Genomic DNA, 26,164 nt, shown 5'->3' on the forward strand with positions numbered 1-26,164 from the left:
TCAGACGACGGGGTCTTCCGTCAGTGTACGACCGCGCGTCTCCGGCAGCATCAGCACAGAGATCGCGACGATCGCATAGGCGATGGCGGCGTCGATGCCGATGGCGAATCCCAGCGAGTACTGGGTGGCGAGATGCCCGACCATGACCGGGAAGCCGGCGGAGACGACGCGTCCGAAGTTGTAGCAGAAGCCGACGCCGGTGCCACGCGTGCCACGCGGATAAAGCTCGTTGAACAGCGCCCCCATGCTGGCCGGGATGCCCGCAGCGAAGAAACCGAGCGGGAAGCCCAGCGCAAGCATGGCGTGATTCGACATCGGCAGGAACACGTACAGAATCACCGTCGCCACGCAGCAGACCGAGAACAGCAGAATCGTCTGACGTCGACCGATGGCATCGAGCAGATACGACGCAGCGATACAGCCGCAGAAGAACGCGACGATGATGACGGCGAGGTAGCCACCCGTACCGAGTACCGAGAGGTGTCGTTCCGTTTTCAGGAACGTGGGCAGCCAGGTCGTGAGTGCCGCGTAGCCGCCGTGAGCACCGACGCCGAGCAGGCCGCCGATCAGCGTCATGCGCAACACGTCGGGGGCGAAGATCGACAGCAGCGGTATCCGCTTGGCAGACGCGGCGGCCTGCTTCGTGGACGCCTTCGCTGCCGGGACCTCCGGTTCCTTGACGTTGCGGCGGACGTAGATGATGAGCAGTGCGGGCAGAATGCCGACGCCGAACATCACACGCCAGCCGAGCGTTGCCGGCAGGAAGGAAAACACGCCCGCATAGAGCAGCACTGCGGCGCCCCACCCTACAGCCCACGCGCTCTGCACGGCGCCCATTGCCTTGCCGCGATGCTCGTTGCGGATGGTCTCGGCCATCAGCACCGCGCCGGCAGCCCATTCGCCACCGAAGCCGAAGCCCTGCAACGCCTTGAGCACGATGAACTGCGGGAAGTTCTGCGCGAAGGCCGACAGTAGTGTGAAGATGGAGAACCAGGCCACCGTGATTTGTAGCGTGCGTACGCGACCGAAGCGATCCGCCGCCGCGCCGCAGATCCAGCCACCGAGCGCCGAGGCCACGAGCGTTACGCCGCTCACGAGACCCGCTTCGGTTTTGCTGATGCCCCATTCGGCGATGATCGCCGGAATGACGAGGCTGAACATCTGTACGTCGAGCGCATCGAGCGCCCAACCGCCAAAACAGGCCCAGAACGTGCGCCGCTCCCCTGCGGATACCTTGCTATACCAAGAAAACATCCCGACTCCACGCGTCTTTGCCGACGCTAATAGCGATAGTGGTTGAATCACAAAAATGCCTGATGCGCACGGCGCTCGGCCCATGTCGGGCTGAGCCAATGCGCGAACGGACGAGGCGCTGTTGCGTGCGGCACGAACAGTCGCTTCGCCCGTCAGCGAATCTCGATCTCGTAGGCGAAGTGTTGGGCGGCGCCACGCGACTGACGCCATTCGAGCGGCTTGTCGTCATAGCCATACGCCAGTCGTTCGACGATCACGATCGGGCTATGTGCCGGTATCTGGAGGGCTGCGACATCCGCATCACTGGCGGTCTCGACGGTTAGTCGCTCTTCCGCGCGGGCAATCACCCGGGCGCAGCGTTGTTCGTAGAACGGGTAAAGCAGCGTGCCGAAGTCTTCCAGCGGGCAATCGGCCAACGCGGCGAAGGGTTCGTACGGCAGCCAGATCTGCTCGGAGACGATCGGTGCGTTGTCGATCAGACGCAGACGGGCGAGGCGGATGGCTTTGGCGCCCGTCTTCAGGCCGAACTTTTCGACGACCGCCTTGGGCGCTCGGGAAACGACACGTTCGAGAATGCGGCTCTCGGGAATACGGCGCTCGCCTGTCGGCGACTGGAAACGGAAAAAGCGAAACAGAGAGCGGTCGAACGTGGCGCGGCGAACGAATGTTCCGCGTCCCTGAAAGCGTTCGACAAGCCCCTCACGTTCGAGCAGATCGATCGCCTTTCTCACGGTGCCAACCGCCAGCCCATAGGCGAGCGCCAGTTCCTGTTCGGTCGGCAGCGGATCGTGCGGCTGCCATTCGATGGCGGCGATGCGCGCGGCAAGCTCGTCGCGCAACTGGTGATACCGGGGAATACGGTTGTCCACGATCGGATCTGGCCCGAAGGCCGAAGTCAAAAATTCATATATATCTTTATATGAATTTTGATGTTCGTGGATTAGGGTTTTCCCTTGATGCAAGCGTGCGCGCTTGATATGCCCATGACGTGGATTGGCGAAAACGTCGCGCGGCTCAATGCTTGATGGGTGGGTGAAAAATTCTCAGGACAGCGGACATCGCTTTTTTCTCCATGACGACGCACATCGGTATGCCCGATCCCACGAAGACGCCAACAATGTCGCGTCTCCGGGAAATACATCATGAAATCGATTTACGTCGCCCGCTTTATTCGCATCATCGCCACCGTCGCAGCCGCCGGCATGACCGCATCGGCGTTCGCCGGCCCGGACTGGGAAGTCATCAATCGTGCCCGTCTTGCGAGCATCCAGGCACGTAAGGCCACGGCCACCACGAGTTCGACGTCAGCGAATGCATCGCGCGGCGATGCCAGGACAGACGGTGCCGGTGGAGCCACGACTGCCGTCAACAAGACAGTCGTGCATTACCGCTGAGCCATCCGTTGCTGATCTCCGTGAGGACGGCTGCGCCGAACGGATCGAAAACACATCGAGCGCGATAAAGCGCTCGTGTCGAATCGCTTGATCTCACATCCGCGTCAAGCGCTGGGAATGCGCGCGATCACCTTGATCTCGAAATCGAATCCGGCCAGCCAGTTCACGCCCACGGCCGTCCAGTTCGGATAAGGCGCATCGCCAATTTCTTTTTCCCGGATGGCTTTGAGCGTGTCCCATTGGGCCTGCGGGTCGGTGTGGAACGTCGTGACATCGACAACATCGTCAAAGCGGCATCCGGCTGCGTCGAGTACGGCGTTCAGGTTGTCGAACGCCAACTGCACCTGCTTCGCAAAATCGGGCTCCGGCGAGCCGTCTTCGCGACTGCCTACCTGCCCCGATACGAAGAGCAGATCGCCGGAACGAATGGCGGCGGAGTAACGGTTGATTTCATAGAGCGCCTGACGGCCAGCCGGGAAAACGGCGTGACGTTGTTGGGACATGGTCTTGTCTTCTAAACAATAGGTCTTCGAGGATCGCCGCCGCTGACAGCGTTGTCATGACGGTGGCGATTGCGTTCGCACGAGCGTGTCTCCCCGCAAAACGGTTTGCATACGCCGCGTATGTTAATTTAAGCAAACATACGCGACGTATGTCAAATAAAATGTCGGGCGTCTGTTTATCTCGTTGAATTAAGGAAATTGCTGTGGCGAAGACTCGTTCGGAGATGGTCGAAGCGACCCGGGCCAAGCTCATTCAGGCGGCCCGCCGTGCCTTTGCCTTGCATGGATATGCGAATGCGTCGATGGACGAACTCACCGCCGAGGTCGGTCTGACCCGAGGGGCGCTGTATCACAACTTCGGCGACAAGAAGGGCCTGCTGCAAGCCGTCGTGGACCAGATCGACACGGAAATGGCGGACAAGGCGCACGCGCTGAGCATCAAGGAAAAGGGGCTGTGGAATCAGCTGATGGCTGAGGCCATGGCTTACATCCGGATGGCGCTGGAGCCGGAGGTCCAACGCATCATGCTGCGCGATGGCCCGGCCGTGCTGGGGGATCCCTCGCAATGGCCGAGCCAGAACGCGTGTCTGGCGCGGACGATGCGAGGGATCCAGACGTTGATCGACGAAGGCGTCGTCAAGCCGGTGGATGCCGAGGCGACTGCGCGATTGCTCAATGGCGCCGCGCTCAACGCCGCTATGTGGATTGCGTCATCCGAACATCCGAAAGCGGTTTTCGCCAAGGCGGTCGAGGCGTATCGGCATCTGGCGAACGGACTGCTTCAGAACGAAGGCTGACCGCACAATACGGAGATGCGGAGATACGGATCGACGTCAAATACCCGCGTACCACTCGTAGCCCCGATCTTCCCAATACCCGCCCCGGCCGCCCCAGACCTTGTCGAACGACGTCACGACCTCGATTCGCATGAGGTACTTGGCTTGCTTGTAACCTAACTGCCGCTCGACTCTCAGGCGCAGCGGCGCGCCGTGCGCCACGGGGAGATCCTGCCCGTTCATGCCGTACGCGAGGATCGTTTGCGGATGATAGGCGTCGAGCAGATCGATACTCTCGTAATAGCGTCCGCTGCCATCGAGCGATGCTTCCAGCTCGTCTGCGCAATAGAACACCACATAACGCGCACCGGGCTTCACTCGGGCGGCATCCAACACCCGCCCGAGCGCCACCCCTGTCCATTGACCAATGGCGCTCCAGCCCTCGACACAGTCGTGCCGGGTAATCTGGGTGCGTGACGGCAGGCGCTTCAGATCGGCAAGCGTCAAGTCCAGTGGCTGCTCCACCAGTCCACGAATCTGCAATCGCCAGTCCGCAAATTGGTTGGCCAGTAAGCGGTTGTACTCGTCGGAATCCGGCGCTTGGGTGCCATTGGCGCGAAACACCGGCGACAGGTCGGCAACGCTGAATTCAGGCGCCATCGCTTGGCGTCCAAGCAACCCTCGCTGGCTCGCCATCGTGAGCTTTTCCGTGCTGCGCAGCACGGAACCGCCCGCAGCGCTCTGCGTGATTCGATCACACCCGGAAAGCAACGCGCCCCCCACGCCGGAGACCAGCGTGGTAAGCCATTGACGTCGCGAGAACCCGGTTTTCATTGCACTTCTCCTGAACGATCGATGGCGTAGCGTCCGTTGACCATCGAGCGCATGTTGTTCCAGAACCCCGACAGCACGACCATCAGCACATGAACGACAACGAACAACACCAGCAGCGTCGCCGTGATGAAGTGCAAGGTGCGCGCGGAGGGACGCCCGCCGAACAAGTCGGGCAGGAACGGAAAGACAGCGTCCATGCCCGGCGACATCGTCAGGCCAGTCAGGACCATCAACGGCAACAGACCTAACGCTACGGCGAGATAGGTCAGCTTTTGCAAGGCGTTATAGCGTCGCGCTTCATCGCCTTTGGCGAATCGCAGGCGCGCATGGTCGACGAGTTCCTGCCGCAGATGTTTCGGCGTCAACTGATCGGCGCCGGGCAGCAGATCGCGGCGAATGTGACCGCGCAACAGGCCATGCAAAAGGTAGATCGCGCCATTGACGACCAGCAGCCATGCGAAGGTGAAATGCCAGTTTCTACCGGCGCCCAGGTCATGGTAGGAAGGAATCGTCAGCCACTCGGGGAACGCTCGGGGAGCGAGTTGACCGGCCTCTCGGGAAACACCGAGCACGCCCGTCGTCTCGACGCGAAGCGAACCGATCGCCACGTAGCCATGCAACCCGTCGGCGCGCTGTTGCGATCCAATATCGAGTAACGCGTGGTCCGCGTCCGCGCCGAACTTCCCCCAGTAGAGTCTGGGATGGGCATTGAAAATTTGCAGTCCGCTAAGCAGCAACACGGACAAACAGATCACATTGAGCCAGTGCGTGATTCGCACGATGACGGAGTGCCGTCGAATGAACTGTCGAGGGGGCTTCGACGTTGCCCCCTCGCTGACATGCATTGCATTGCGGGAATTCATGAAAAGCCTCGCATGGGAGGCTGACGGACACCGCCCGCCAGCCTGCGCGATTACATCGGCGGTACAACACCGTCCTTGCCGACGATCAACTGGCCGGCGGACAGCGTACCGCTGGCATCCTTCTGCGTCGGGATAAACACCGCCGTTCCGGGCTTCACATCGCTCACCGTCGCGGGTGCCAGCGTGACAACCGGTGTGCCGTTAGGAATCGAGATCTTCTTTTCCTGACCGTGATATTTGACGGTGACAACGCTGCCGTCCACGGACTGCACGGCGTCGCCTACCGTGGCATTGGTCATGGAGCTGTTCGGCTTCAAATCCCAGCCGAAGCTACCTTCCCCACGGCCCTTCATGGCGGGCGGGAAGATCAGGACTTCCAGCGCGCCGTCACCGCCCTCGGACTTGGGCAGCGAGGCAATGCCGACGAAGTCGCCCGGTTTGATGTCGCTGATACTGGCCTTCTTGACGGCCGACACCATCCAGCCGGTCGTCAGCTTCACACTCACCTGCTGCCCTTCGCGCGATTTCACTTCGAGCTTGTCGCCCGCCAGCGCGACCACCACACCGCGCACACGCACGCCCTGATCCGCCGCCACGGCGACGCTCATGGCGCTGACGCTGAGCACAGCGCCCGCCAAACTACCCACCAGAAATTTCTGAAGACTTGAAATCGACATACTGAATCTCCTGAGCGCTATAGGCGTGTGCCGCACCGATGCGACACACGCAAGAAACGCCATCGAAAGCTGCGCCAGTGACCTTCCGACAGCAAAGAAAATCATAAATCAACCAACTAGTTGGTTGACGGCGAAATCCAAAAAATGAGCGCGTTACGCGCTTCCTCAGGATCACAATGCCTGCCAATCTACTAGTTGGTTGGTTTTGAGTCAACCCCATTGAATCGTCGGCCGCATCTCGTTGGCACCTCCTGCCTGTGCCGTCGTTCGACAGCCGCAGGCAGGAGGTAAAGGACATCAGCACCTTTACTGTTGCACTGGCAGTTGCGATTCGGCTTTCGTTCTCAGCGGATGGCCGCTTGTCGATTCCCGCTGGCCGATAGCGTCTTGTTTGAGGCCCCAGAAGTAAGTCACCAGCAGGCAAGGCAGCATCGACGCTATCGAATACGCCACACCCGCCAGTTGATTCCCCGTGAGATTGACCAGCGTCAGACTGAACAGCGGAAGAAACCCGCCGAACAGCACGTTTCCGAATTGCTGCGACAGCCCGAATCCGGTGGTCCGGCTCTGCGGCGGGAACGATTCGGCAATGAAAGCGGGCAGCGGCGCCATGATCATGGCGGTGAGGAGCGCAAGCACCGTAATGAGCGCCGTCACATAAGACCACTGCGCCGCGAGCACGTAGGTCCGGATACCGGCAAAGCACGGGTAAGCCGCGATGGCCCAGAGCACGATGCCGATCAAGATAACTTTGGCTCGCCCGATGGCGTCGGACAGTCGCCCGAACAACGGGTACGTGGGCGCCGCGATCACAATCGCAATGCCGAGGCAAAGACTCGCCCTCGTCGGCTCGACTTTCAGAACGTTCTCGAGGAAATAAAGCATGTAGACGATCGACGTGTACAGCGACACCGACGTCGCGCCCTGCGCACCGAACATCGCGACAAAGATCGCCTTCCACGAAGTCTTGCTCTTGAGCGTGTCCTGAAGTGGCGTCGCCGAAAGCAAGCCGGCGTTCTTGAGCTCGGAGAAGATCGGCGTTTCCTTCATCCCCAGGCGAATCCATGTTGCGACGCCGACAATCGGGGCGGAAACGAGGAACGGAACGCGCCATCCCCAGGACAGGAAGCTTGCAGGATCGAGCAGCCACTTGAGCGCGGAGACGATCAGCAAGGCAAGTAACAGCCCGACGCTTGCGGTGCTTTGAAGCACGCTTGTCGCCATGCCCTTGCGCCCGGCTTGCGCATGCTCCATGACGTAGACGACCGCCGAGCCGTACTCTCCGCCAAGTGCGACACCCTGGATGATCCGCAGCGTCAGCAGCGCGATGGGCGCCGCCGCACCGATGGCCGCATACGTCGGCAGACATCCGATGCCGACAGTTGCTGCGCCCATCATCAGGAGGGTGACGACAAACGTCTTCTTTCGTCCGACCCTGTCGGACATGGGGCTGAAAATCAGCGTTCCGACCGGTCGGGCGACGTAGGCAATGCCGAATGTCGCAACGCCTGCCAGCGCGGCCACGACGCGGTCTGCCGATGGCAGGAACAACCCGGTCAATGTTGACGTCAGTGCGACATAGATGAAGAAATCGTAGTACTCGAGCATGGTGCCGACACTCGCGCTCGCAATGAGACGAAGCATGCCGGGCCCGGCATGCCCGGGCCGTTGATCGTAGAACATAGGTGTCTCCTGGATACTGATTCATTGGCCGTTGCGTCGCGCATTCGCGACCTCGGCTCTTTGATGGCTACATTCCGTACGGCGCTTGCAACGGCGCTTCTCAGGTCTGCTTTCCTGCCGCTCTGGTTTCGATAAATCGCGTCACCGCCTCCTTGTGTTCGCTTCCACAAAGCAGAATGGCCTGCATGCTCGCGGCCATTTCGAGCGCGACGGGCAGCGAAGCGGACGCCGATTCCCGCACCAACCGTTTAGCCATGCGTGCGGCTCCGGGCGGATGTGCGGCGATTCGCTGCGCCAACGCCAGCGTCTCGGCGTCCAGACGATCGTCGGGCGCCACCCTGGTCACGATGCCCAGGCGTTCGGCTTGCGCGGCATCGATGAATTCGCTGGTGAGCGTCATTTCCAGCGCCTTGGCAGGCCCGACCACGCGATTGAGAAACCAGGCGCCCCCGATTCCCGACACGAGCCCAAGACGCAGAAAACTCTCGGCGAACACGGCGCTCTGCCCTGCCACCCGGATATCGCACATCAACGCCAGATCGAAACCAGCGCCAATCGCCGCTCCGTTGACCGCGCAAACCGACGGAACCTCCATGTCGTTGAGTGCTCGGGTGATGCGATGCAAACTCCCCAGCAGACGATCGCGTACGGCTTCGATGCCGCCGTCCATCAGATCGCGCCCGCTTTGCATGTCTTTCACGTTTCCGCCGGTGCAGAAATGCTTCGCCGACGAACGCAACAGCACGCAACGCACATCGCGACGATGCGCAATCGCTTCGAGCTCGGTCGAAAGCGCTTCGGTCATCGCCACCGTGAGCGCATTGCCGTTCTGGGCAGCGTTGAGCGTTATCGTCAAAACCCCGGCATCAAATGACGTCAGAACCAGGAACTCCTTCTCAGCAACTTGTGTTGACACGACCTGCACCTCCTCCAAAAACCTGCGATTACGCCGGGATGACGTTTTTCCCGCACGTTCAGCGATTCAGAAATCTCGCGGGGCGACGTTCGGGAAACGCGGACATCCGCTCCCTCTGGTCGATCAGCACAAACCCCGCCTGAAACCATCGACGTTCAAACGGCAAGCCTTCCGGCCCCATGATCGTTGGGGCGTGTCGGAGGCATCGCGCTCGCCCGAATCGCGCCGATGTCAAGCAGCTCCGCGATTTCGGCATCGCTGATGCCGTAGCTCTGGAGGACTTGCCGCGTGTGTTCGCCGTTTATCGGCGCCGCAAGATCGACATGCCCGGTCGCATCGTCGGCCGCACTCAAGGCAAATCGATGGGTTCGAATGCGCCCGGCAATGGGGTGGTCCATCGTCGACGCGAGCCCGCTCTGCGAATACTCTTCCGACGCCATGACGTCGCTGTATGTCGCAACGGGCGCGCAAATAATGTCGCGAGCGCAGAGTCGTGCCATCCAGTCGGCCGTGGTGTGCCCGGTGAACTTTGATGCGAGCAACTCGTGCAGGGCTGCCCGGTGGCGCACGCGCTCGTCATTGGTCGAAAATCTCGGATCCGACGCTAACCACGACATATCCAGTTCTTCGCACAGCGCCGTCCATCGCGCCGGGTGATAGGCGACGACGACCATCCAGCCGTCTTGGGTCGGATAGGCCTCGTTCGGCGCCGCATAGGGCGCGGCGCTTCCGACCTTGTCCGGGTTTCGACCGGAGGCGAAGAACGACGCGAAGCCGATTTGCTGCAACATCACCGTCGCGTTGTAGAGACTGACGTCGAGGTATGCGCCGCCTTTGCCGTCGCGCACACGATGGAGTGCGGCGAGGATGGCGAGCGCTGCCAGATAGCCGCCGAGCATATCGGCAATCGGCACTGGCACTTTCAGGGGATCGGCGTTGGTTGAACCCAGTGTGCTCATCAGGCCGCTCGCCGCCTGAATGATGCCGTCGACACCGGGACGCGTGCGATTGGCACCGTTCTGACCGAAGGCGGAGACGGAGCAATAAACGAGTTGCGGGTTGATCTCGCGTACCGCCTCGAAGGACAGTCCCATCGACGCCATGACACCCGGTCGGAAGTTCTCGACGAGCACGTCGGCGTCGCCGAGCATTCTGCGGATCACGCGTCGGCCCGCATCGGTTTTCAGATCGATGGAAGCGCTCAACTTGTTGCGGTTGACGCTGATGAATACGGGGCTTTCTCCGTTCACCCAGGGCGGCCCGATCTTGCGGCCAAGCTCGCCTTCAGGGGGCTCGATCTTGACGACGTGCGCACCCAGATCCGCGAGTGTCATCGAACACACCGGACCGGCAAGGACGTGCGAGAAGTCGAGTACGCGCACGCCACTTAGGCTGTCTCTTAACATTTTCGATTGTCCTGTCTCCTTGACTTGCCGGAATGCCAAGCCATGAGACGAGCATAGGGAGCGTGCTCGCGAGCAACAATCGACTTTTTCGAAGCGATGCTTTGACTTTTTGTTAAAGGGTGTGCCGCGGCGTACTACTCAGCTACGAGCGTTACCAGCCAGTCCCGAAAGATTTCGAGCGCTGCCGACGACCGGCGCTTTGCCGGCCACGCGAAGTAGTAGGTGTGTGCGCCGCGGTCCAGTTGAAAAGCGAACGGGGCGACGAGCGTGCCCTGGCTCAACTCCGGGCGTACGAGTGCCTCTTGCGCAATGGCGACGCCGTGCCCTTCAATCGCCGCCTGATAGGCGAGCAAGGATGTCTCGTAGCGCATTTCCCGTCGTCGCGCGTTCAGTGGCATGCCTGCCGCCTTGAGCCAAAGTTGCCAGTCCTCGGGACGCGCCAGCGAGTGCAATAGCGTTTCTCCCTGAAGTTGCGCGCCACGCTTGACCGGGTGCGACGGCGCGGTGACCGGAACGAGGACATTGCGCATGAGTCGTTGCACTTCGACGCCCGGCCAGTCACCGTCGCCAAGTTGAATGCCGCCGTCGATATCTTCGCGAGCAAAGTTGAGCGGTGCCGGCGAAGTCGTGAGTTGCACTTCGATATCGGCGTGCTGCCGGTGGAAATTAGCCAGTCGGGGAATCAGCCATCTCACGGCGAACGTTGCCGGGGAGCGGATCTTCAGTACGCTTGCGCGGCGTCCGGAGGAGCGCAGGCTGGTGGTCGCGTCCCGAAGCGCAGCGAAGACCGGCATCAACTCCGCCAGATAACTCGCCCCGGCGGCGGTCAGTTCCAGCCGCCCTTTCACCCGCTCGAACAACTCGACCCCGAGGTACTGCTCAAGCGTTCGGACTTGTCGGCTGACGGCCGCCGGCGTGACCGCCAGCTCATTGGCCGCTTTTGAAATGCTCAGCAGGCGGCCCGTCGCCTCGAAAGCACGTGCGGGGTTTAACGGGGGAAGCGACTCTCGATGGTCCATTGGCAAGGTCCAGGCTTGAGAAGGGTTGACGAGATTCTCTGCCACATCGAACAAATGGGCAATATTCGTCGCTCACACCGCCGTGCCATTCCACGATCTCATCGGCAGACGGCGTTTACGTCCCTGCCAAAACTCTCCACAACCTCACTCGGTCTCTGAATCCGTGTTCGACGGATTTATAGGATTAGGCAATAACCATAGACGTTCTCTCATTGTCGTCACATGTGGCCGTCCCTAGTATTCATCTCGCACCCCTGCCCTGCTACCAAGGAAGACTCGCCATGATTCAAGTTCACAATCCTGCTGACGGTTCGCTCGTTGGTGAAGCCCCGGAACTCTCACTCGACGAAGTCAAAGCCGCCGTCGATCGTACCTGCAATGCTTTCCCCGCGTGGTCGCGCAAGCTCGCCAGGGAGCGCAGCGAACTGCTGCGCAAGTGGTTCGAACTCGTGCGCGACGACAAACGTGCTTTCGCCGAAATCATGGTGAGAGAAAACGGCAAGTGTCTCTCCGATGCCATGGGCGAGATCGACTACGGTCTCGGCTTTATCGAGTGGTATGCGGAGGAGGCCAAGCGCGTTTATGGCGATACGATTCCGACCCACGCCGCCAACGCACAGGTCATCGTCACGAAGGAACCGGCCGGGCCGACAGCCGCGATTACGCCGTGGAACTTCCCGTTCATGATGATCACCCGGAAGATCGCCACTGCGCTGGCGGCCGGTTGCACCATGATCATCAAGCCCTCGGAGCTCACGCCCCTGACCGCCTACAAGTTGCTGGAGTACGCGCGCAAAGCGGGCATTCCCGAGGGCGTCTTCGAGATGGTCACGGGCAACCCGAAGGAGATCGGCGAAGTCTTCACGGGCGACACGCGTATTCGGAAGATCTCCTTCACCGGCTCGACGGCCGTGGGCAAGTTGCTCGCCAGCGCGTGCGGTCAGGATCTCAAGAAGATGACGCTGGAACTCGGCGGCAACGCGCCTTTCATCGTCTTCGACGACGCGAGTTTCGACAACGCCGTTGCGAGTCTCGTCGGCGCGAAGCTGCGCAACTCGGGCCAGGTCTGTATTTCGCCGAACCGGATTTTCGTTCACGACAGCATCCACGACCGCTTCGTCAGCGAAGTCGCCCGACGCGTTGCAAACATCCGCGTGGACCAGGGCATGCAGGACGAATCTGTGGTTGGCCCCATGATCAATCAGGCCGGACTGGACAAGGTGGCTGCGCTCGTCGAGCAGTCTCGGACGGAGGGGGCGCACGTCGTGCTCGGTGGAAAACCGCATGCCAGAGGGGGCCTGTTCTATGAGCCGACGATCCTCACCGAGCTCAATGACCGCATGCAGATTGCCGGCACGGAAATTTTCGGCCCGGTCTTCCCGATCTATCGCTTCTCATCGGAAGACGAGGTCGTTGCGCGCGCCAACAGCACCGAATACGGGCTGGTCGCTTACGTCTTCACCCGCGACCTCGCCCGCGCTTTCCGCATGTCAAAGGGCATCGACGCGGGCATGGTGATTCTCAATACTGGCTCGGTCGGCACGGCGTCCGTGCCCTTCGGCGGCGTGAAGCATTCGGGCTACGGACGAGAAGGCAGCCATTACGGCATCGAAGAATATGTCGAGGTCAAATACATTCTGATGAGCGGCCTCGACAAGTAGGGGGATGGGGTTGTCTCGCGGTTACGCTCGTTCGGAGGTTTTTTAGAAATCACTCTCATTTGCAAACGATTCGCATTTATAATTGCGCGATCTTTTGTCCAGATCCTCAGGTTATCGTGCGCTCCCTGCCGGACTCACGCGTTTCGCCGCTTATTGCCGCTCTGGTTCGTCATTACGATGAGCTTGTCGATCATGTGCGTCGTCGCTTTGGCGGTAGGGGCTTTGCAAACGACGTCGTTCATGACGTGTGCCTGGGCCTGATCGAGAATCCGCCGCAGGACACGATCGTCACGCCACTGGCGTTTTTGCGTACGGCATCGACCCACCGGGCTATCGATCTCGCGCGTGCGTCCGACCGGTTGCAGACGTGGCAAACGAGTACGGCGGAAATGCCGGATACCCGAGCCGATAACGTTGACGGACTCGCCCATCTTGAGTTCATGGAGTTGCTGTACCGTCTGGAGCAGACTATCAGCGCTTTGCCTGAACGGTGCCGTCTCGTTTTTCTGCTGCATGGCCTGCACGAACTGCCTCAGGCGGAAGTCGCGATCCATATGGGTATCTCACGGAGCATGGTGGCCAAGCATATGAGTCGGGCCATGCAAGAGATCGCGCTTGTTTTTGTCGAGCCGACTTGCCCTGCCCTCGTACATGACAGCGCCCATTCGGTCTCGCATGCCGAGCCGCCTGAACAAACGCCCGGGCTTTGCCTGACTTGATACTCGCCTCTCTCCTTCGTGCCCATGGCTAACCCCGATCATCGGCGCCCCACTTCATCCAATGAAGACATTGGCGAGTCCCGGGCGAGCGAACCGCATCAGCGTGCGCAACCCGATCTGGATCCCTTTCGAGCGCAATTGATCGCACGGTTTCCCGATCGCGATACCTTGTTGCGTCAGGCAGCCCAGTCCAGAAGGCGGACCAGGACGAAGCGGGTGACAGCCGCAGTGATTGCGGCTGTCGCCGCATGTGCCGTCGTGTATCTCAACCCGGCCTACAAGACCGAGGTGATGGCGACACAGTCGGTCTCCCCCAAGACATGGACGTTGGCGGACGGCACGCATTTGTCGCTCGACGCGTCGTCGCAAGTCACAGTCCAGTGGCATGTGCGTTCCAGAGAACTGCGGCTTGAACGCGGGGCGGCGGCGATGGATGTGGGACAAACGTGGCGTCCATTTTCGGTTGCCGTGGGTGACGTTCGGATTCACGACATTGGCACGCTATTCAGCGTGCGTCGCACCGATGGCGGCACGCAAATCGTCGTCCAGCATGGGGAAGTCAAAGTCGTCGTGGCGTCTCAATCGGCGTCGTTGCTCGCCAATCAGGGACTCGTCGTGCAAGACGATCGGCTGGGACCCGTTGAGCCTGTTGACGCGTCTGCCCAGATGGCATGGAAGGACGGGCGTCTCGTGTTCGACGGCGTGTCGCTCGCCGAAGCGATTGCCCAGATGCAGCGTTACCAGTCCCATCGCATCGTCATCAAGGATTCGGCCGCTGCTCGGCTGCGATTGTCCGGTCAGTACAACATCGATGGGCTGGACGACATGCTGCGTGCCTTACCTTCAGTGCTCCCTGTCTCTGTGACGCGCCAAATGGACGGCAGCTACGTTATCGCTACCCGGCGATAAATGTAACAAATTGTTACTGAACGTCTACATTCCCGATCTCCGATTCGCCATCCCTAGTGAAGACCTGATGTCGTCGGGTCACATCAAGAAGAATCCAGGGGGAAATTGTGGAATACGGAAATTGGAGCCGTCGCCGGGCATTCCGGCTTCGCTTGTGCGCCTTCGCGGCATCCAGCGTGTTTTTTGCCATGGCGCACGCGCAGTCGGCCAGTGTGGCGTTCGACATGCCTGCGCAACGGCTCGATCGCGCACTGAACGCGGTGGCTCGACAGTCCGGGGCGCAGATCCTTTTCTCCACGGACATGACGCAGGCGCGCACCGCACCAGCAATCAAAGGTAATTATTCGGTTGGCGAAGCCCTCAGGGCGCTGACCGAAGGTTCAGGGCTCGTCGTCGAGTCCTCGGGGGAGCGCAGTTTCGTGGTTCGGCAGCCGGGCACGTCGACCGGCGCGGAGGCTTCACCTATTCGGTTAGCCGAGTCCAATGTTTTCGCATCGCGTCCGTCTCTCTATGCGTCGGATGGCGTGAGCGTCGGGGCGCTGGGTACCAAACGGCCAGAAGACCTGCCCTTTTCCATCCAGTCCTACAACAGCGAGTTGATGAACACGCAAGATGCTCGCACGTTGATGGATGTCGTCAAGAACGACCCCTCCATTCAGGACGCCACACAGGCGGGCGCCTACGAAACCGTGCGCATTCGCGGTTTCTTCGTGGATTGGACGAATACGGTGCGTCGAGACGGTATGTCTGTCGCGCCTTACTACGAGATTCCGCTGGAGAATGTCGAACAGGTCGACATCATGAAGGGGCCGTCCGGCTTTCTGTACGGGATCAATTCGCCGGGCGGCACGATCAACTACGTCATCAAGCGCCCGACGCGAGATCGCTTCACCACGATCAAAACCGGTGTGCGCGACCATGATGGCTATTACGCGAGCGTCGACACCGGCGGCCCGCTGGTCGATGGCAAGATAGGTTATCGATTCACGGTCGCGGGTGAGAAAACCGGCGATTTTGGTCACAACCTCGATGTCTCGAGAAAATTCATCAGTGGTGCATTGGATTTCGGCATCACGCCGGATGCGCTGCTCCAGCTGAACTTTGACTATCAGCAACGCAAGCAAGCGGCGCAGCCTGCCGTCGGGCCGTACCTGAACGGCCAACTGCCGGCGCCGCTCGATCCTCGCGTGTTGCTCGGTCAGCCGTGGCTGCAGTACGAAACGAAAACGTACAACATCGGCGCGGATTTCAATTACAAGTTCAACGACCGTTGGAAGGTCACCGCACGTGTTGCACAGTCGTATAACGCGCGCGTAGCTGCCTTCCCCGACATCTATAACGTTGCACCGAGCGGCAACATCCTCTCCGGCGACATTTACCTGAACCCGGATCAGAATTTCCGGGTGCTGTCGACAGACACATACGTCAGCGGCAGCTTCGATACGGGCCCGATCAAGCATCAAATGGTGGCTGGTGTGTCGACCCGAAACTTCCAGGCCGTCGAGTCGGGCTTCACGGTGCTGCCCACGACGGTAGGCAATATTTACAATCCGGTCTACTCGCCTGCACCTGACAATCTGGCATTTCCGAAAAAGAACTTCTCGAAAAATTACCAGCCAAGCGTGTTCGTGAGCGATATCGTTTCACTGACCCCGCGTTGGGACGTCATGCTCGGTCTGCGTCACGTCAATTACCGCAACGACAGCTATCCGGCGAAGGGCGCCGGTACGTCGCAGGAGGCGAGCATCAATGCGCCGTCATTCGGCGTCACCTTTAAACTGACGCCGGCTGTGTCGACCTACGCGAGCTATGCCGAAGGCTTCGAGCAGCCGGGACCGGCGGGTTACGACACCAACAATGCCGGCGAAAATCTCCCGCCGCTCAAAACGAAACAATATGAGATCGGCCTCAAGAGTGCTCTCACACCGGATCTGCTGCTGACCGCTGCGGCATTTCGACTGGAGAAGACGCTTCAATACCGTAATAGCGACAACTTCACGGTGCAAGGCGGCAAGCAACGTCACACCGGGGTCGAGGTCACGGCGAACGGCCGCCTTACGCGCGATTTGTCACTGATCGCAGGGGCTGCCTATCTGCACACTGACGCCGACAATCCCGCTGACCCCAGTGTCTCGGGGAAACAGATTGCCGATGTGCCGAAGTTCCAGGCCAATCTTTTCCTGGATTATCGTGTGCCGGTCGTCCAGGGACTTAGTCTGAATGCCGGTGCTTATCTGGTGGGCCGTCGTGCGCTGAACGCTCAGAACACGAGCTGGATGCCCGGCTATGTCCGCTTCGATGCCGGCGCCAAATACCGTACGACGCTCACCGGCGTACCGACGACGTTTGCGCTCTCGGTGCAGAATCTTACGGACCGTCGATACTGGGCTGCCGGTGACCCGGACATCAATGGCGCCTGGCCCGGCAAGCCAAGAACCTTCTGGCTGACTGCGCAGTTCGACCTCTGATTCGGCGTCAGGTGCGCGATCTCACGGTAATCCCTGCGGATCGCGCATGACGAGATCGGGCTATTGACGAAGATCTCTCATGAAATGATAATCACTCGCATCTATCGGCACTGCCATTTAACGCCGAATGACATTTCGGTCGTTATCCTTTTTGTTTTCGCTACGTGCCAGCTCACCTCTTTTCCCACGGTTGTATTGGTACCCGGACCGACTCGCCTGAGCGCCCGGCGGTGGTGGGTTGATGTCGGCATCTACGCGCTCCGGAGGGTTGTTTGCCTATTACGACGAACTCCTCCGCACCTGGACGCGCAAACTCAGCAATCGGCATCAGGCGGAAGACATTGCCCAGGACTCGCTTTTACGGGTGCTGGAGATGGAAAGCCAGCCTGAGCAGCCTCGTGCCTATCTGCACCAGACAGCGAGAAACATTGCGATAGACGCTTATCGTCGAGACGGCGCCAAAGAGCAAACGGAACTCGATGCGCTGGCGAATCACGAAGCGACGACCGGCAATCCCGAGGATGAGGTTCACGCCATGCAGCTCGCATTGGCCATCGAGCGTGCATTGGCAGAGCTTCCGCTGAAGTGCCGTCAGGTATTTGTCTGGCAGCGCATTGACGGATACAGCCAGCAGGAAATCGCGGATCGCCTCGATATATCGAAAAATATGGTCGAGAAGTATATGATTCGGGCGATGAAACACTTGCGAGAGCGTCTGGGCGCGCTGGCTCCCCAATGATGCGCGCGGCCCTTTTTCTCCCACTTTTCCTCCCCCTTTTTACGCGAACCGATGCACGACGCTGCTGAACGAATTCGTCACGAAGCCGCGCAGTGGTTCGCGAAGTCACACGGTGCGGCACTTTCGCCACGGGAGGCTGCGGCTCGTGACGCATGGCTTGCCGCCGACCCGCTACACCGTGCGGAATATGCGGCCCTGCAGCGAGTCTGGCAGGCGGCAGCGGCAGTTCCGGTCGAGCGTCTGCGGCAGTTGACTGCATCGCCGGAATCACAACCGACCGTCGGCACGCCAGCGCTCGACGCTGTGCCGCGCCGCTCACGCAAGTGGGTGGCGGCGGCGTTGACGCTGGTACTCGGCGTGGCTGTCGGTACGGTGCTGCTGCGCACACCGGCACTGTCCCCCGGCGACGCGACACAGGCGAGTCGACCGTCCGCCCCCGCTGACGGCGATGGCACACAAGCGTTCGCAACCCGAGCGGGAGAGCGGCGCACGGTCGTACTGGCCGACGGCACGTCTGTCGAACTGAGCACGCGGACTTCGATCCGTGTCCACTATGGATCTGAGCGACGTGACGTAACCCTCGTCGAGGGCGAAGCGATGTTTTCCGTCACGCACAATCCGTCGCGGCCCTTCGTGGTCGACGCAGGCAATGGAAAGATCACGGTGACGGGTACGCGCTTCGATGTCCGTCGCGTGTCGCCCGGGGTCGTCGTCAGCGTCGAGTCCGGCTCCGTGAAGGTCGATGGCCGTCCGGCAGCATCCCCCGGCAACGCTCAATCGCCGACCGTGTTGTTGACGCGCGGCGCTGGTACGACGATCCGTCCAGACGGCTCGGTCATGCCCGCACATCCCATCGACTTGACGAGTTCACTGGCCTGGCGCGAGGGCAAGCTGGTTTTCCAGAATGTGCCACTTGCCGACGTGGTGGCTGAGGTGTCGCGGTACCGTGAGTCTCCCGTGACTGTTGCGGACAACGCCACAGGGCAATTGCGTGTGAGCAGTGTGTTCAGTACCGATAACACCGACGGGTTGCTGGCCGCCCTGCCTGAGTTTCTTCCCGTCACGGTCCGGTCCCTGCCGGATGGAAGCGTAAAAATTTCTTCGAAATGATTCAGGTTTTTGGTCTGCGTTACGTCTTCTGATAGTTCGCTTTGCAAGTTGATCCGCGAACCCATCACAATTCGAAACGAGACCAACCGCTGTGAAAGGTACTACACACGCCCGCAGTTCCCGATCGCGCCGTCCGCACACGGCCGTGTCGCTTCTCTTTCTCGCTGCCGTCGCCACACTCAGCATCGCGCCCGAGCGGGCCAATGCACAAGCATCCGGCCAAGGGGCACGTGCGAGCGCCGGCATGATCGACGTCAATCTTGCCGCTCAGCCACTGGCCGACGCGCTTGTCGCGTTTGGCCGTCAGGCGAATCTGCAACTGTTCTTCTCCCCAGGTCTGTTGCAAGGCAAGACTGCGCCGGCATTGCGCGGCACCATGTCGGCGGACGCCGCACTCAATGCCTTGCTTCAGGGAAGCGGCATCACGTACCGCCGCAGCGGGAATCAGGGCTATGTACTTGTCAGCGCCGATGCGCCCAACGCCGCAGCCCCTGCCCCGGCCGCCGCCGGCAGTAGCCCACTGGCGCTGGCCGCCGTTGAGGTCAGCGCGTCGCGTACCACCAGTGACCTTGTTCGTCCGACGCGTCAGGTGACTGTCATCGAACGCGCGGAGCTAGATGAGCTCAAGACAGGCTCGGACAGTCTGGCGACCGTGCTGGCGAAAGTCGTGCCGGGCATGGCGGATTCGAGTCATACGATCACCGATTTCGGTCAGACGCTACGGGGTCGGGGCATGCTCGTACTCCTCGATGGCGTGCCGCTGAACACCAATCGGGACTCTGCGCGCAATCTCGCGAACGTCGATCCGGCACTCGTCGAGCGCGTCGAAGTCCTGCGCGGAAGTAGCTCCATTTATGGCGGCGGCGCCACCGGCGGGATCGTCTCCATCACGACGCGACCGGCCGGCGGAGAACCGAAAGCGGATACCACGATCTCGCTGGGCACGCCCTTGTCGCGTTTGCGCGCGGATGGACTCAGCGCCGACGTCCAGCAGCATTTCTCCGGAAGCGCGGGTATGCTGGATTATGCGTTCGACGTTGGCGGACGCCGCATCGGTAACACATACGATGCGCGCAGCCAGCGCATCGCACCGGAGCCCAGTCAGGGCGACCTGTTTTCGTCGAACAACTACAACGTCGGTGGCAAGCTCGGATTACGCTTCGCTCCCGACCAGCGCATTCAGCTTTCGGTGAGTCATATCAACGCGTCTCAGGATACGAGCTACGCGTCTGACCCTTCCGTCTCCCGGTTGCCTGCCGGTAGCGTGCCGGCGCGGGGTATCGACGGTCTGCAACTCGACGAGCAGAACCAGATTCGCAACACCCTGGTCAATCTGGAGTATGAGCATCGGGATCTGCTGGGAAGTCAACTGTCCGCCCAGTTCTACTATCGCGATTACTTCACGCGTTTCACGCCGTTCGATGCCCGCGCTGTGGCGACGCGTGGCGCCAACGTCGACCAGACAATGCAGGACTCCTCCGTCTTTGGCAGCCGGCTGACGATCAAGACGCCTATTGGCGCTGAGAAACGCACCCGCGTCATCTGGGGGATGGACTTCGAACAGGAAAAGAGCGATATGCCGCTCGATATTTTCGACCCGAAGTTGTACGACGCCAGCGGTGGGCGTGTTTTCCGCAAGATCGGCGAGGCGACATATCTGCCACCGTTGACGACACGCAGCCTTGGTGGCTTTGCACAATTGCAGCACAAGTTCAACGAGCATTGGTCGACGGAAGGCGGATTGCGTTATCAATACGCGACCGCCAGCTTCAATGACTTCGTGCCGCTGTCACAGTCGAAAGTCGCCAACCCGGTTGGCGTAAATGGCGGTACGGTCAATTACAACGCACTGCTGGGCAATATCGGTCTGACCTACTCACCCGTCAAAGGTCATGAGTTCTACGTCGCTTTCAGCCAGGGGTTCAACCTGCCTGACATTGGCGTACAGGTTCGCAATGCCCGTCCCGGGTTCGATATCAACTCGTCCGACCTGCGTCCGGTCAAGACGAACAATTACGAACTGGGATGGCGAGGGGCTTTCGGCAACACCCTCACCTCGCTGGCGGTCTTTTACACCACCTCGGATCTCGGGGACGTTCAGAGCTTCAACAACGGTTTGATTCTGACGCGTACGGCAGAGAAGATCATCGGTCTGGAAGGCACGGCCGACTACCTCTCCGAGGATGAGCGCTGGGGCGCGGGGGGAACGTTTTCCTGGATGCAAGGCCGGGAGACCCCTCAGAACGCCAATGCCCAGAACATGAGCGGTTACCGAATCCCGCCACTCAAACTGACGGGCTACGTTCAGTTCAAACCAACGCCCAGGTGGAGCAATCGGCTACAAGTCACCTATTTCTCCGGGCGCGACTATCGGTTGAACGGCGTGAACAGCTTTGGCCGAATGGACGCAACGAGTTACACGACCGTAGACGTCATGAGCCGGTATGAACTCACAAAGAACGACACGGCAACGGTGGGAATCCAGAATCTGTTCAACCGCTACTACTACCCGCTCTACAGCCAGCTCCTGCGCAACAGTAACAACACAAGTCACCTGCCCGCGCCGGGGATCACGCTTACGGCGACGTATCAACACCGGTGGTAAACGGCGAGGGTTGCGACGGCTTCGATGACGGCATGCGGGCGCAACTCGTCTGCGTGACGGCTAATGTCCAGCTAATCCTGTCGGCGTAATGTCTGACGAGGCCGAATGCCGTGGGGCGAGTCGCGCAGGTCGTTTTTGTGCGACTCGCCCTCACGGCGTCGGCATGTCCGACACTCAAATGATTCCGCGATGAACTCTCGCCCTACTCTTGCCTGCCCAACGGACGAAGCGCCGAGTGCGGCCGATCGCATCGCAGCGTGTGGCCTGCGGGTGACGGATAGCCGGGTTCAGATGCTGTTGGCAATGGAGCGGCAGACGGCGCCGATGACGGTCGAGGATCTGATGCGTCATCTCATGACGTCCGGCCAATCGTTCAGCCTCGGCACCGTATACCGGGTGTTAAGCGATCTGGCGAATGCGGGGTTATTGATTCGGCAATGGATCGACGGTGTAGCGGGTCCCCGAGCCATCTACCTCGCGCGCGCCAATCCGGCGCATGTCGCACCGCATCGGCTGATTTGCCGTCTTTGCAGGTCCGAACTTCAGTTTTTCAGCCGTGATCTGAAGGCAAGCATCACCCAGTCTCTCGGGAAAGACCCGCTGGGTTCCGCGAACGATTCGCTGGACATCCTCTACTGCTGTCCGAAGTGCGCGGAACCCGCTTGATGCCATCGACTCGGCCCCATGTCTCAGATACCGAAGTGCGCCCCAATTCGGTTGTAACTTGCCTCAAATATCGAGTATCTGCGTTTCACTTGCCGCCAACGCGGCCCACAGTTCACGTAACGAGCCCGACGTGTTGTGGCTATCGTGATAGAGCCGCAGTTCGAGCTCGAACGTCCAGCGTTTATCCCCCGCCGGCACCAACGTGCCCTCGGCTAACTCGGTTTCGATGAGACTGCGGGGAAGCCAGGCCACGCCCTCCCCGTTAAGCGCAAGTTGTTTGAGCACGTCCGCCATGTCGCACTCGAAACATGTCGATAGCACGGGAGGCGTCTCGACATCGCGCAGCAACAAGGCGAGGCACGCACTGAAGTAGGTGCCGGGGCCGTAAGCAATGAGCGGTAACGGATTTGCCGCACTGCCCGGCAGCGCATACCGAGGCGAACCGGTTGCCGTCGGCGCGCAAACGGGAACCAGCGCATCGTTGCCTGCGCATATCGAAATGAAACGGGAGGCGTCGATGTGCAAAGGCAGTTCGGCGCGCTCATACGCGAGCATCAATTGGCACGATCCGTTAAGCAGCATGGCAATCGAGTCATGCACATTCGTCGGAATGATGCGGAAATTGACGGCGCGAAAGTGCGTCTGGATACGCCGAATGAGTCGGGGCAAGAGTCCAACGGCGATCGCGTGTCCGGCGGCCACGTTCAACCCTTCAAGTCCGATGCGGTGTTCGGCTCGAATGAGTTCACGGGCCGCCAGCAGGCGACGTAAAAAGCCTTGCGCCGTTTCGAGGAACTGCGCGCCGGCAGGCGTGAGCTCCGGAGGAAACGCACTCCGATCGATCAGCTCCACGCCCACCCATTGCTCGAGCGACTTGATGCGACGACTCAATCCGGATTGCGTGACGTGACGCACTTCCGCTGTCCGCGAAAAGGTGCGGTGCCGAGCCAATGCCACAAAGTCTTCAATCCACTTGACTTCCATGGCATTCGTCAGCGTTTGGCTCGCCGGACATGCATGCGTCTGCCCATGACGCTGGCATCAAGCGGCATAGTCGGAGTTTTCTGCATCCAGTTGCCGCCGCACGCTCGCCAGATGTTGACGGGCGCTGTCTCGTTCTCCCGCACGCATCTGACGGTACGTTTTCTCCGCGATCGCAGGATCAATACGCTTGAGCGGCCGTCCGGTCGATAGTGCGAGACGCTGAACCTCGCAGGCACGCTCCAGGTAATAGAGATCGTCCCACGCTTCGGCAATGGTCGCGCCCAACACCATGATGCCGTGATTCTTGAGAAATACGACGTCGGCATTTCCGATGGCGTCTGCAATGCGGTCACCCTCCGCCGCATTCATGGCGAGCCCGTTGAATTGCTCATCGACCGAGGTGCGTCCGTAGAATTTCAATGCGGTTTGGCCTGCCCACTGCAACGGCTCGCCCTCGAGCATCGCCAAAGCTGTGGCGTTGGGCATGTGCGTGTGGAACGCCACCTTGATTCGCGGCTGTTTGAGATGCACGCGGGCGTGGATGTAGAAGGCCGTGATCTCCGGAACGCCATCGCCTAGCACGACATTTCCGTGCATGTCACAGACCAGCAGATTCGACGCCGTGATCTCTTCGAAGGCGTATCCGTAGGGATTCACGAGGAACAGGTCTTCCCGACCGGGAAGCACCGCAGAGAGATGGTTGCACACGCCTTCGTGCATGCCCAGCTTCGCCGCCATTCGGAAGCACGCGGCGAGATCGATACGCGCCGCCCGGATCGCAGGGGTGTCCAGTTCGCCCGGTGCAATCGTTGTGCGCGCGGCTCCTTCGATAGCGCTCAGACCATGAGCCATGATGTTTTACCTTCCGAGTTTGAAGTTCGTGCAAGAAATCGTGCAAAAAGGCGCCCGTCACGCGAAACCCGTGACAGCCGTCGTAGCGGATCAATAGTCAGCCTGATCGTTGGGATTCGCGTAAATCTCGCGCAACTGGGGCGTCATCGCAAAATTGAAGTTGATGCCCTTCGGCGGCACAGGCTTCAGAAACCACTTGGCGTATATGGCGTTGATTTCCCCGGAAGTCATGACGCCGGACAAGGTTTGGTCGACGAGCGCTTTGAAGATGGGGTCGTCCTTGCGCACCATGAACGCGTAAGGCTCTCTCGATTGCGCGGTGCCCGTGACAATCCAGTCATCGGGCTTTCTCGATAGCGTGCGCGCTCCCGACAACAGCACGTCATCCAGCATGAACGCCCTCGCTCGCCCTGATTCGAGCGTGAGGAATGATTCGCCGTAATCCTTCGCCGAGATGATGTTCATCCCCAGTTTCTTCTCGACGTTCATATGGCGAATGATCGTCTCGGCCGTCGTCCCGGCATTGGTCACCACCGTCTTGTTACTCAGATCGCCGAAGTCCTTGATGCCCGAATCCTTGTTGACGAGCAACCGGGTCAACGCAAGGAAAACAGTATCCGAAAATGCGACCTGAGAATGACGGGCCTTGGTGTTGGTGGTCACGCCGCACTCAATGTCGATCGTGCCGTTTTGCAGCAGCGCAATTCGGTTCTGCGAATTGACGGGAACCATGCGGACCATCAGATTCGGCTTGCCCAGTTTCGTCTTTACGGCTTGAATCACCTTCTGGCAAAGATCCTGCGAAAACCCCACGACATTCTGCTGACTGTCGTAATACGAGAATGGGATGGAGGCTTCGCGATGGCCAACGGCAATCACGCCGCTAGTATTGATTTTGGTGAGCGAGGGGCCGAGATCTTCGGAAAACGCCTGGTGAGACGTCAAGATGAGAGTCCCCAACATCGCGCAGGAGACGAGCCGTTTAATCGATCCCATGAGACAGTTACCTTAATGTGTTGGTCAGCAATGATTTGTGAAAACCTCAAGCGGTCCGCATCGCGCAATCGGGCTGTGCGCTTGGCGTTGAATCCGAATATAGAGGTGTCAAAATAGTTGCCTTATGCGGATTGCGCATGGCTTTCCGCCTCGACGGCATAGGGGTGTAAGAACGCCCTGCGCGCTGTCGAAAATCTTCATGCGTGCGGCTCCAGCATCGCGAATTCGACGGCACCGCTGATCCAGCATCCGGCGCTGCCCTCGCCGGGCTTGCGCAGTGCGACACGGATGCACGACGGACGTCCCATCGCAAAGCCCTGATAGACCCGCATGGTCGAATCGTTGCCGGTGAGCAAGCGGTAATGGATTGCGCCGTAAAGCGTGGCGGCGGCGGCAATGCCCGTGGCGGCGTCTTCCGGATAGCCGGAAGCGCGCGGGAATTGCCTCGCATGCAGTTCCAGCGGCTGGGTTCGCTCCACCGCGATGGGGTACAGGCCCGTTGAGTCGAGGGCATCGCACAAGGCGGCGACACCGCTGAGCGCAGGGCTGAGCGCGTTAAGCGCTTCGACCGACCTGAGCGGGATCAGTGTCTTGGTACGGCTCGTTCGCGCGTTGACGATGCCGAGCGGGGACAGATCGTCGGGCGAGATTCGCAATACGTCGCAGATGGATTCGATCAGTTGCGGGTCGTCGATCGGTTCGACGATGCCGCGCGGTTGCCCTACGTCGATGCGCTGGGTCTCCTCGTCAAACCGAACGTCGACGATACCGCTGAGCGTCTCGACCGTTGCCGTGGCAGACGTCCAGCGTCCGGCCTCGCGCAGCAGCCACATTGCGCCGAGCGTGGCGTGACCGCACATTTCCATTTCGTGCGCCGGCACGAAAAATCGCAAGCGCCAGGTATGTCGCGGGTCGACCGCCCGGCAGACAAAAGCGCTTTCATGCCCATAGCGTGCGGCGATGGCCTTCATCTCGTCGGAAGACAAGTCGTCGGCGTCGAACACGACAGGTGCCGGGTTGCCGCCGTTCGGGCCGGCCGAGAAGACGTTGACGAAACGCAGGTCCGGCGAAGTGCCCGCACTGTCGGGGCCGCCCATGGGCGAATTCGGGAGAGATGGCATGTGGGAAAC

24 protein-coding genes are annotated in these 26,164 nt (G+C 60.4%); 10 read left to right on the forward strand and 14 right to left on the reverse strand.

The genetic code is table 11. The features are described 5' to 3' along the window. Nucleotides 1-1,254 carry an MFS transporter gene (locus tag A9762_RS15075; protein WP_069342828.1) on the reverse strand — a complete coding sequence of 418 codons (1,254 nt, stop codon included), beginning with the start codon at nt 1,252-1,254 and terminating at the stop codon, nt 1-3. A 152-nt stretch (nt 1,255-1,406) separates the two neighbouring features. After that, nucleotides 1,407-2,126 (reverse strand): GntR family transcriptional regulator, encoded by a 720-nt coding sequence (locus tag A9762_RS15080; protein ID WP_069342970.1) that lies wholly within the window; start codon nt 2,124-2,126, stop codon nt 1,407-1,409. Between the two features lie 270 nt (nt 2,127-2,396). Here A9762_RS15080 and A9762_RS15085 point away from each other — a divergent pair, with 270 nt between their 5' ends. Beyond that, nucleotides 2,397-2,648, forward strand: coding sequence for a hypothetical protein (locus A9762_RS15085; RefSeq protein ID WP_069342829.1), 252 nt, complete (start codon nt 2,397-2,399; stop codon nt 2,646-2,648). Nucleotides 2,649-2,752: 104 nt separating this feature from the next. Here A9762_RS15085 and A9762_RS15090 read toward each other — a convergent pair whose 3' ends face one another. Next, nucleotides 2,753-3,151, reverse strand: coding sequence for a RidA family protein (locus A9762_RS15090; protein ID WP_069342830.1), 399 nt, complete (start codon nt 3,149-3,151; stop codon nt 2,753-2,755). A gap of 203 nt (nt 3,152-3,354) precedes the next feature. On the opposite strand from A9762_RS15090, the gene A9762_RS15095 reads away from it, so the two are divergent. Further along, on the forward strand, nt 3,355-3,948 hold the full coding sequence (locus A9762_RS15095) for a TetR/AcrR family transcriptional regulator (protein WP_206093585.1): 594 nt from the start codon (nt 3,355-3,357) through the stop codon (nt 3,946-3,948). Between the two features lie 36 nt (nt 3,949-3,984). Here A9762_RS15095 and A9762_RS15100 read toward each other — a convergent pair whose 3' ends face one another. The 7 genes from A9762_RS15100 to A9762_RS15130 form a co-directional block, all read right to left on the reverse strand. Continuing rightward, nucleotides 3,985-4,761 carry a molybdopterin-binding protein gene (locus A9762_RS15100; RefSeq protein WP_069342832.1) on the reverse strand — a complete coding sequence of 259 codons (777 nt, stop codon included), beginning with the start codon at nt 4,759-4,761 and terminating at the stop codon, nt 3,985-3,987. Further along, nucleotides 4,758-5,624: a cytochrome b/b6 domain-containing protein gene (locus A9762_RS15105; protein ID WP_240493576.1), complete on the reverse strand. Its 867-nt coding sequence runs from the start codon at nt 5,622-5,624 to the stop codon at nt 4,758-4,760. Before A9762_RS15105 ends, A9762_RS15100 begins: the two co-directional genes overlap by 4 nt. A gap of 50 nt (nt 5,625-5,674) precedes the next feature. After that, nucleotides 5,675-6,301 (reverse strand): hypothetical protein, encoded by a 627-nt coding sequence (locus tag A9762_RS15110; protein ID WP_069342834.1) that lies wholly within the window; start codon nt 6,299-6,301, stop codon nt 5,675-5,677. A 306-nt stretch (nt 6,302-6,607) separates the two neighbouring features. After that, nucleotides 6,608-7,984 (reverse strand): MFS transporter, encoded by a 1,377-nt coding sequence (locus tag A9762_RS15115; protein WP_069342835.1) that lies wholly within the window; start codon nt 7,982-7,984, stop codon nt 6,608-6,610. A 100-nt stretch (nt 7,985-8,084) separates the two neighbouring features. After that, nucleotides 8,085-8,900, reverse strand: coding sequence for an enoyl-CoA hydratase-related protein (locus A9762_RS15120; RefSeq protein ID WP_139133249.1), 816 nt, complete (start codon nt 8,898-8,900; stop codon nt 8,085-8,087). Between the two features lie 155 nt (nt 8,901-9,055). Further along, nucleotides 9,056-10,306 (reverse strand): CaiB/BaiF CoA-transferase family protein, encoded by a 1,251-nt coding sequence (locus A9762_RS15125; RefSeq protein WP_069342836.1) that lies wholly within the window; start codon nt 10,304-10,306, stop codon nt 9,056-9,058. A gap of 134 nt (nt 10,307-10,440) precedes the next feature. Beyond that, a complete protein-coding gene (locus A9762_RS15130) occupies nt 10,441-11,325 on the reverse strand; it encodes a LysR substrate-binding domain-containing protein (protein WP_069342837.1) in 885 nt (294 codons plus the stop codon). Between the two features lie 281 nt (nt 11,326-11,606). On the opposite strand from A9762_RS15130, the gene A9762_RS15135 reads away from it, so the two are divergent. From A9762_RS15135 to A9762_RS15170, 8 genes are all read left to right on the forward strand, one after another. After that, nucleotides 11,607-12,986, forward strand: coding sequence for an NAD-dependent succinate-semialdehyde dehydrogenase (locus A9762_RS15135; RefSeq protein ID WP_069342838.1), 1,380 nt, complete (start codon nt 11,607-11,609; stop codon nt 12,984-12,986). Nucleotides 12,987-13,045: 59 nt separating this feature from the next. Next, nucleotides 13,046-13,705 carry a sigma-70 family RNA polymerase sigma factor gene (locus A9762_RS28160; protein ID WP_240493577.1) on the forward strand — a complete coding sequence of 220 codons (660 nt, stop codon included), beginning with the start codon at nt 13,046-13,048 and terminating at the stop codon, nt 13,703-13,705. A 216-nt stretch (nt 13,706-13,921) separates the two neighbouring features. Continuing rightward, nucleotides 13,922-14,614: a FecR family protein gene (locus A9762_RS15145; RefSeq protein ID WP_069342840.1), complete on the forward strand. Its 693-nt coding sequence runs from the start codon at nt 13,922-13,924 to the stop codon at nt 14,612-14,614. 188 nt (nt 14,615-14,802) lie between these two features. Next, the gene (locus tag A9762_RS15150) at nt 14,803-17,082 is read left to right on the forward strand and encodes a TonB-dependent receptor (RefSeq protein ID WP_083253970.1); all 2,280 of its coding nucleotides are present in this window, start codon (nt 14,803-14,805) and stop codon (nt 17,080-17,082) included. 241 nt (nt 17,083-17,323) lie between these two features. After that, nucleotides 17,324-17,821, forward strand: a complete 498-nt coding sequence (locus A9762_RS15155) for a sigma-70 family RNA polymerase sigma factor (protein WP_069342842.1) — start codon at nt 17,324-17,326, stop codon at nt 17,819-17,821. Between the two features lie 51 nt (nt 17,822-17,872). Further along, nucleotides 17,873-18,931, forward strand: a complete 1,059-nt coding sequence (locus A9762_RS15160; protein ID WP_069342843.1) for a FecR family protein — start codon at nt 17,873-17,875, stop codon at nt 18,929-18,931. Between the two features lie 145 nt (nt 18,932-19,076). Beyond that, on the forward strand, nt 19,077-21,536 hold the full coding sequence (locus A9762_RS15165) for a TonB-dependent receptor (RefSeq protein ID WP_069342844.1): 2,460 nt from the start codon (nt 19,077-19,079) through the stop codon (nt 21,534-21,536). A gap of 189 nt (nt 21,537-21,725) precedes the next feature. Next, nucleotides 21,726-22,202, forward strand: a complete 477-nt coding sequence (locus A9762_RS15170) for a Fur family transcriptional regulator (protein ID WP_069342845.1) — start codon at nt 21,726-21,728, stop codon at nt 22,200-22,202. A 63-nt stretch (nt 22,203-22,265) separates the two neighbouring features. Here A9762_RS15170 and A9762_RS15175 read toward each other — a convergent pair whose 3' ends face one another. The 4 genes from A9762_RS15175 to A9762_RS15190 form a co-directional block, all read right to left on the reverse strand. Continuing rightward, nucleotides 22,266-23,186 (reverse strand): LysR substrate-binding domain-containing protein, encoded by a 921-nt coding sequence (locus A9762_RS15175; RefSeq protein WP_069342846.1) that lies wholly within the window; start codon nt 23,184-23,186, stop codon nt 22,266-22,268. 57 nt (nt 23,187-23,243) lie between these two features. Beyond that, on the reverse strand, nt 23,244-24,038 hold the full coding sequence (locus tag A9762_RS15180) for an aldolase (protein ID WP_069342847.1): 795 nt from the start codon (nt 24,036-24,038) through the stop codon (nt 23,244-23,246). A gap of 90 nt (nt 24,039-24,128) precedes the next feature. Next, complete coding sequence (locus A9762_RS15185; RefSeq protein WP_240493587.1) at nt 24,129-25,001, reverse strand: glutamate/aspartate ABC transporter substrate-binding protein; 873 nt, start codon at nt 24,999-25,001, stop codon at nt 24,129-24,131. 230 nt (nt 25,002-25,231) lie between these two features. Then, nucleotides 25,232-26,155 (reverse strand): PhzF family phenazine biosynthesis protein, encoded by a 924-nt coding sequence (locus A9762_RS15190; protein ID WP_069342849.1) that lies wholly within the window; start codon nt 26,153-26,155, stop codon nt 25,232-25,234. Nucleotides 26,156-26,164: the final 9 nt, after the last annotated feature.

Source organism: Pandoraea sp. ISTKB, assembly GCF_001721285.1.
GTDB classification, from domain to species: Bacteria; Pseudomonadota; Gammaproteobacteria; order Burkholderiales; family Burkholderiaceae; genus Pandoraea; species Pandoraea capi.

Coding starts and splice junctions, on each gene's coding strand:
- A9762_RS15075 (WP_069342828.1), bottom strand. CDS start 1,254: ATGTTTTCTTGGTATAGCAAGGTATCCGCAGGGGAGCGGCGCACGTTC.
- A9762_RS15085 (WP_069342829.1), top strand. CDS start 2,397: ATGAAATCGATTTACGTCGCCCGCTTTATTCGCATCATCGCCACCGTC.
- A9762_RS15090 (WP_069342830.1), bottom strand. CDS start 3,151: ATGTCCCAACAACGTCACGCCGTTTTCCCGGCTGGCCGTCAGGCGCTC.
- A9762_RS15100 (WP_069342832.1), bottom strand. CDS start 4,761: ATGAAAACCGGGTTCTCGCGACGTCAATGGCTTACCACGCTGGTCTCC.
- A9762_RS15105 (WP_240493576.1), bottom strand. CDS start 5,624: ATGAATTCCCGCAATGCAATGCATGTCAGCGAGGGGGCAACGTCGAAG.
- A9762_RS15110 (WP_069342834.1), bottom strand. CDS start 6,301: ATGTCGATTTCAAGTCTTCAGAAATTTCTGGTGGGTAGTTTGGCGGGC.
- A9762_RS15115 (WP_069342835.1), bottom strand. CDS start 7,984: ATGTTCTACGATCAACGGCCCGGGCATGCCGGGCCCGGCATGCTTCGT.
- A9762_RS15125 (WP_069342836.1), bottom strand. CDS start 10,306: ATGTTAAGAGACAGCCTAAGTGGCGTGCGCGTACTCGACTTCTCGCAC.
- A9762_RS15130 (WP_069342837.1), bottom strand. CDS start 11,325: ATGGACCATCGAGAGTCGCTTCCCCCGTTAAACCCCGCACGTGCTTTC.
- A9762_RS15135 (WP_069342838.1), top strand. CDS start 11,607: ATGATTCAAGTTCACAATCCTGCTGACGGTTCGCTCGTTGGTGAAGCC.
- A9762_RS15150 (WP_083253970.1), top strand. CDS start 14,803: ATGGCGCACGCGCAGTCGGCCAGTGTGGCGTTCGACATGCCTGCGCAA.
- A9762_RS15155 (WP_069342842.1), top strand. CDS start 17,324: ATGTCGGCATCTACGCGCTCCGGAGGGTTGTTTGCCTATTACGACGAA.
- A9762_RS15160 (WP_069342843.1), top strand. CDS start 17,873: ATGCACGACGCTGCTGAACGAATTCGTCACGAAGCCGCGCAGTGGTTC.
- A9762_RS15170 (WP_069342845.1), top strand. CDS start 21,726: ATGAACTCTCGCCCTACTCTTGCCTGCCCAACGGACGAAGCGCCGAGT.
- A9762_RS15175 (WP_069342846.1), bottom strand. CDS start 23,186: ATGGAAGTCAAGTGGATTGAAGACTTTGTGGCATTGGCTCGGCACCGC.
- A9762_RS15180 (WP_069342847.1), bottom strand. CDS start 24,038: ATGGCTCATGGTCTGAGCGCTATCGAAGGAGCCGCGCGCACAACGATT.
- A9762_RS15185 (WP_240493587.1), bottom strand. CDS start 25,001: ATGTTGGGGACTCTCATCTTGACGTCTCACCAGGCGTTTTCCGAAGAT.
- A9762_RS15190 (WP_069342849.1), bottom strand. CDS start 26,155: ATGCCATCTCTCCCGAATTCGCCCATGGGCGGCCCCGACAGTGCGGGC.